Here is a 5,075-nt window from a genome sequence, read left to right on the forward strand (position 1 = left end):
GACCAATAACGGCATTCAACGTCCTCAAGCAGCACTGATCGCGGCTCAAGGCGAGCCGTATGCCAGCGCGGTACGCAACATCGGTAAGGTCGTGCAGCGCTATGGCCTGCCGGAGCAGGAGACCAAGAAGGCGTTCGTCAACTTCGGTTACAACCTGACCGACAGCACGCAGCTGTACAGCTTCGGCAGCTTTGCTGACGACACTGGCGTCGCCGATTTCAACTATCGCCCGTCGCTGACCGTAACTGGTCCCAACGCGGACGGCACCATCGTCACGTTCGCTCGCAACGGCGCGTACAACATCAAGTCGAACGGCCGTCATTCGATCTATCAAACGGCGGGCACGGACGGCGTCAACACTTGGGCGGCCACCGATCCCAACTTCAATCTGCTGAGCATCTATCCGGGCGGCTTCACGCCGCGCTTCGGGTCGGACACTCGCGATTGGAGTTTTGTCACCGGCGTGAAAGGTGACGTTAGCGATAAGCTCAGCTGGGATCTGTCGGCCTCCACCGGCAGCAATCGCATCGACTACTGGCTGAAGGAATCCATCAACTTGTCACTGGGCTCGCTGTCGCCGACCGAGTTCGATAACGGTGGGCGTGAGCAGCGCGAGCAGAATGCCAACCTGGACTTTGTGTATCAGTGGCAGACGGCGGCGCTGGACAATCCGATCAACGTGGGTTTCGGTCTCGAGTATCGGCGAGAAGAGTTCCGCATCAACGCGGGTGAGTATGCGTCTTGGGCTGTTGGACCGTTGCGTGACTTGTCGCCCGCGGCGAACGGCTTCCCAGGTGCGCATCCGGCGACGGCTGGTGTTTGGGATAGCCACAACACGGCTGCGTACATCGACTTCGACCTGAATCTAACGGATCGTTTGAACGTCGGCCTCGCGGGACGTTTCGAGGACTATTCGCTGTTCGGCACCACGACCAACGGCAAGCTCGCGGCTCGGTTTGAACTGACGAAGGCGGTGAGCTTGCGGGGTGCGGTAAGCACCGGTTTCCGCGCGCCGACGCCGGGCCAGCAGTATCTACAGAACATTGGTCAGAATCCCAACGTCAATCCTTTGGTGTCTCGCTCAGTCGACGTGCGTGCGCAGTTGCCCTCGAACTCGCAGGCCGCGGCATTGTTCGGTGGCAAGGCGCTGACGCCCGAAGAGTCGGTGAACTTGAGCCTTGGCGTGGTGCTGCAACCCTTCGCCGGCACGTCCATCACACTCGATGCTTATCGGATCGACGTCAACGATCGTATCGGCTTGTCCACGGCGTTCGAGCTCACTCAGGTGCAACGTGAACAGTTGGTAGCCGCCAATGTGCCTTTGGCCAATGAGCTGACGCACGTGAGCTTCTATACCAACAGTTTCGATACCCGTACCACGGGACTCGATCTAGTAGCGAACTGGCAGGGTTCGGTGGGGCCCGGTGCGCTCGGCCTCACGTTGGCCAGCAACTATAACTACACCGAGTATCTACGCTTCGATCCCCGGCTGATCGATGCGCAGGCGCGGACAACGTTCCTGAAGACCATTCCGCGCTTCACCAGTCATCTGTCGGCTGACTATGGCGTTGGTAAGTGGCGCTTCACCGGCCGCGGTCGGCATTTCGGTGAGTGGACGTATGTGGCAAGTACCAGTGTGCCCTATGTCTACGAGCAGATCGGATCGGAAACGTTCCTGGATTTGATCGGTAGCTATGAGTTCAGCGACTCCGTGGACATCACGCTGGGCGTGGAGAACGTGCTCGACAACTACATCCAGGAAGTTGGGCTGGTGACTGTGCGTAACAACGGTCGTCGTTACCCCGGCGGTGCGCCGTATGAAAACGAAGGCCGGCAGGTTTATGCGCGCGTAGGGATTCGGTTCTAGCAAGTTGGTCATGAGTCATGCCAAAGCTTGGAGTTGTGTGCTGTTTGCCATCGTCATGGTGGCTCATGCCGACGGCACCAGCGTGCCTGAGGAGGGGCGGGTGACCGCCCCGGTGAATTTGCAGGTGCTACCGAAGACTCTGTCGGGCGCGAGCATTCGTAAATTGATGAAGAGCTATTCGCGTGAGCTGGGTGTCTCGTGCAGCCATTGCCACGTGGAAGATCCGCAGACCCAGACGATGGACTACGCCTTGGATGACAAGCCCAACAAACAAACGGCACGGCTCATGATCGCCATGCTCAACGACATCAATGATAAACACCTGGCGCAGCTCGGCCGCGATCCGCGTTACTCGGTGCCTGTGACTTGCGGTAGTTGCCATCTGGGCCAGAGCACGCCGCCGGAATACGAGGCGCGCGAATGAGCCCGCGTATCGCTGCGTTAAGTCTGCTGCCGCTTGCAGCCCTGTTGGCATCGTCATCGGATGCACAGATCGCCGTGCGTAATCAGGGCTACATTCCGTATAGCGATGCACCGATCTTCTATCGCTCCGATGACATCGACGATCCGGTGGCACGGCTGCAAAAGCAGGTCGAGCAGGGCAAGGCGCAGCTGGTGCACGATGGCGGGCAGCACGGCTATCTGAAGTCGGTGCTCGAGCTGCTGGACATTCCCATCAGCTCCCAGACGCTGGTGTTTTCCAAGACCAGCTTCCAATACCCGAAGATCTCGCCGGAGCATCCGCGCGCGCTGTACTTCAACGATGACGTTTACGTCGGCGTCGTGCATGACGGTAAGGAAGTCGAGCTGGTTTCGTTCGACGCTCGACAAGGCGCGATCTTCTATCTCTTGCATGAGCAGCGGGCCGAGCAGCCGGCGTTCGAACGCGCTGAACTGGATTGCACGCAATGTCATATCGCGGCCGGCACACGAGGAATTCCGGGAGTGCTGTTGCGTTCGGTGCGACCCACCACCACTGGAACGCTCGTGTCAGGTGCTCCGTCGTTCATCACGGATCAGGACAGCCCGTTGCAGGAGCGCTGGGGCGGTTGGTATGTGACGGGTAAGTTGGCCAGCGAGACATTGGCCAATGCCGTGTCGACCGACGCCGTTGCGACTAATCCACCCAAGCTGGTGCCGCCGGAGAAGCAGTTCAATCCGTCGGCTTACCTGGCTCCGGGCAGCGACGCGGTGGCGTTGCTGGTGTTGGGTCATCAGACCCAGATGCACAACTTGATCACGCTCACGAACTACAAGACACGCATCGCTTTGCATGCGTTTAGCACGTCCGCTGCTGGCACAGCACAGGCCGGAGTGGAAGAGGCGGCGCTGCCTGAAGGAACGCGTCGTCAGTTCGAGCGTCCGGCCGAGCAGTTGTTGCGTTATCTGTTGTTCGCCAAGGAAGCCCCGCTGGGCAATCTGGACGGCAAGCAAGTGATCGAATCTTCTTTGTTTGCACGCGAGTTCGCGGCGCGCGGTCCACGCGATTCCAAAGGTCGTTCGCTGCGTGACTTCGACTTGAGCACACGGACGTTCCGGTATCCGTGCAGCTATCTGATTTATTCCGAGGCTTTCGATGCGCTGCCCGAGCCATCTCGAAGCTACGTGTATGACCGCCTGCTGAAGATTCTGAGCGGCGCGGACCAGGACCCGGATTTCCAGTCGCTGTCGGCTCAAGACCGGCGCGCCATATTGGAAATCCTGTTGGAGACCAAGGCCGGTCTGCCGCCGCAATGGCTCGAGTACGCGCGTGCTCAGGGCCTGCGGGTAGTGGCTAGCCAGATAAGCAACAACCAGACGAGTTCGTCACATAGAGGTAAGCGGAAATGAGGAGTTTCATCAAGCACGCGGGGCTTGTCATGCTCGCGGCCGGTAGCTTCGCGGCGCACGCTGCGGAAAAGCTGGAAGGACGTTGGGATGCTCAGCTGGTGCACGGCGAGCAAGTGATTCCGTTCCGGTTGGATATTTCCGGAGCGGGACCGACGCTCAAGGGCACCCTGTACGACGGCTTCCGACCCAATGAAAACACCAGCAGCGCCAGCTTCAAGGACGGCAAGCTGGAGTTGAATCTGGAGCACTATCTCACCACCATCTCTGCCAATCTCGACCACGGCAAGCTGGTGGGCGAGGTGTTCTCACAAAGTCGCGAAAGCAGCGCCAAGTATGGCTTCGTGGCCACTCGTCATGCGCCTGCGCCGGCCAGCGCAGCCAACGCGCCGTCCATCGCCGGTGCTTGGGAAATTCCGCTGCCGGCGCCTTCGACCAAGGGTGAGAAGGCGTTTCGTTTCGTGGTCGAGCAGAAGGGCGCTGAAGTTGCCGCGACCATTCTTCGTATCGACGGCGACACCGGCGCCTACAGCGGCACCTTCAAGGACGGCAAATGGGTGCTGAGTCACTACGACGGTTCGCGCCCTGGCGTCATCGAAGTCACGCCCAAGAGCGATGGCACGCTCGAAGTGTTGCAGGCCGCTAGTCCCCGCTCGGCGGCTGCCGCTGCTGAACGCAGCAACAACAGCTATTCCGACGCTGGTCCAGATGGCCGCTATGCTCCGGAATTCGTCGCCTATCGTCCTGACGTGGCTCGCGCCAAAGGCTTTCCGGAGCCGGCGAACTTCCTGACTCACACCACGGCACGCGATCCGAACGAAACGTTCGCCTTCAGCTTCCCGGATGTGAATGGCAAGCAGGTGTCGAGCGAAGATCCCCACTTCAAGGGCAAGGTCGTGGTTGCAGTGGTGACTGGCACTTGGTGCCCGAACTGCCACGACGAAGCGCAGTACTTGGTCGAGCTCGACAAAAAGTATCGCGATAAAGGCCTGGCCATTGTGGCTTTGAACTTTGAAGAGCCCGAACAGCAGGCGACGCTCAAGCGTGTGCGTGCATTCGTGAAGCAGTACGGCGTGACCTATCCGTATCTGATCGCCGGTGCGCCCGCTGAGATGTGGGAGAAGGTGCCGCAGCTGGTGAACCTCAACACCTGGCCCGCGACTGTGTTCGTCGGTCGCGATGGCAAAGTGCGTGCGGTTCATTCGGGCTTCGCATCTCCGGCCAGCGGTCAGTATCACGCTGATCTGAGGAAGGAGTTCACTCAGCGTATCGAGACACTGCTGGCTGAGAAAGCGGCAGTTCAGGTGAGCGCGGTGCCTGCGTCGAACACGGCGGCTGTGGCTCAGAACTCGCAGTAGTTCACTACTGCTGCAGGTTCGTG

Annotated in this window: 4 protein-coding genes; all 4 read left to right on the forward strand. The window is 59.8% G+C overall.

Features of this window, described 5'->3' with window-relative positions; translation table 11 throughout:
• Nucleotides 1–1,867 (forward strand): TonB-dependent receptor plug domain-containing protein (locus tag JNL55_RS32515; protein WP_293864522.1); only part of this gene is annotated, 1,867 nt, incomplete at its 5' end.
• Between the two features lie 10 nt (nt 1,868–1,877).
• The gene (locus JNL55_RS32520; protein ID WP_293864525.1) at nt 1,878–2,291 is read left to right on the forward strand and encodes a c-type cytochrome; all 414 of its coding nucleotides are present in this window, start codon (nt 1,878–1,880) and stop codon (nt 2,289–2,291) included.
• Nucleotides 2,288–3,697: a hypothetical protein gene (locus tag JNL55_RS32525; RefSeq protein WP_293864528.1), complete on the forward strand. Its 1,410-nt coding sequence runs from the start codon at nt 2,288–2,290 to the stop codon at nt 3,695–3,697. Before JNL55_RS32520 ends, JNL55_RS32525 begins: the two co-directional genes overlap by 4 nt.
• Before the next feature lie 29 nt (nt 3,698–3,726).
• Entirely contained in the window at nt 3,727–5,052 is a 1,326-nt protein-coding gene (locus JNL55_RS32530) for a peroxiredoxin family protein (protein WP_293864531.1), read from the forward strand.
• Nucleotides 5,053–5,075 lie beyond the last annotated feature (23 nt).

Source organism: Steroidobacter sp. (assembly GCF_016790065.1).
GTDB lineage: Bacteria > Pseudomonadota > Gammaproteobacteria > Steroidobacterales > Steroidobacteraceae > Steroidobacter.

What these genes read in the sequence shown, in the direction of transcription:
- JNL55_RS32520 (WP_293864525.1), top strand. Translation starts at nt 1,878, where the DNA reads ATGAGTCATGCCAAAGCTTGGAGTTGTGTGCTGTTTGCCATCGTCATG.
- JNL55_RS32525 (WP_293864528.1), top strand. Translation starts at nt 2,288, where the DNA reads ATGAGCCCGCGTATCGCTGCGTTAAGTCTGCTGCCGCTTGCAGCCCTG.
- JNL55_RS32530 (WP_293864531.1), top strand. Translation starts at nt 3,727, where the DNA reads ATGCTCGCGGCCGGTAGCTTCGCGGCGCACGCTGCGGAAAAGCTGGAA.